Source organism: Paenibacillus sp. 01L418, from assembly GCF_056400045.1.
Window position 1 is genome coordinate 1 of record NZ_JBFTSN010000780.1, and the last position, 1,143, is coordinate 1,143.

Consider the following 1,143-nt stretch of genomic DNA (forward strand, 5'->3'; position numbering starts at 1 on the left):
CCTTCGGCCGCTTCAATCTGGAACATCATTGTAGCGCGCACGTTTTTTCAATCCTCTATACCAAAAGAACTGCAAGAGGCTGCCCAAATTGACGGGTGCACCAACCTGCGGCTGTTCGTCAAAATCATTTTGCCGCTGTCAATGCCAATCATTGCCGTTATGGCTTTGTTCTATGGTGTTGGCAACTGGAACAGCTACTTCTCGGCACTCATCTATTTGAATGATGCCGCAAAATATCCTTTGCAGCTCGTGCTGCGGCAAATTCTTGTGTTGCAGGAGATGTCGGCTCAGGGCGGGGGCGTAATTGATGCTTCATCAGCATCAGCTCTTAATAACAAAGCTGAAATCGCTGCGCTGGTCAAATACGCTGTTATTATCGTTGCGACAGCACCGATTATCGCCGTTTATCCATTTCTTCAGCGTTACTTTGTGCAAGGTGTCATGATTGGTTCCGTTAAGGGCTGATTTTGCTCATAAATAATTTTAAAAAAGGGAGAGGGTTTAGGATGAAAAAGCTAAAAAAAGCATCATCTTTGTTACTCAGCATTACGCTACTTGCTTCCGTATTAGCGGCATGTGGTTCGCCGAACAATGAGGAGAAAACGAATAGCAGCAATACAGGTTCCAAAACGTCCGCGTCCAATACGGCTGACGGGGTTAACAAAGAAGGGTTTCCGGTTGTCAGTAAACCGATTACCTTGAAGATGATGTCACAGGACGTTGGCGTTGCTGACTGGAACAAAATGCCTGTACTACAAGAGATGGAGAAACTGACAGGCATTAAGCTGGAATACCAGAACGCCCCGATCGACAGCTTTGCGACCAAGAAAAATCTAGTATTTGCAAGCGGAGATTTGCCGGATATGTTCTATGCAGCGGATCTGAAACCTGCAGAACAAGTCACTTACGGAACTCAAGGTGTTCTTATTCCTCTTGAAAAATATATTGATGAAGGCTACGCGCCAAATATTAAAAAGATCTTTGATGATAATCCGGACATCCGCAAGTCGTTCACCACGCCAGATGGACATATTTATGCGCTGCCGAACGTTGACTTAGCAGCAGTCTGGTACCGCGGTCCGATGTGGTACAACGGCAAGTTCTTGAAAACTCTTGGGGCAACAGAGCCTAAGACAACAGAAG

The 1,143-nt window shown here is 45.8% G+C and carries 2 protein-coding genes; both read left to right on the plus strand.

From position 1 onward, the window contains the following. Positions 1-465, plus strand: a 465-nt coding sequence (locus tag AC1DSE_RS35580; RefSeq protein ID WP_477529159.1) for a carbohydrate ABC transporter permease, incomplete at its 5' end; no start/stop codon positions are given. A 41-nt stretch (positions 466-506) separates the two neighbouring features. Beyond that, the coding region (locus AC1DSE_RS35585) for an extracellular solute-binding protein (protein ID WP_477529160.1) at positions 507-1,143 on the plus strand (637 nt) is incomplete at its 3' end.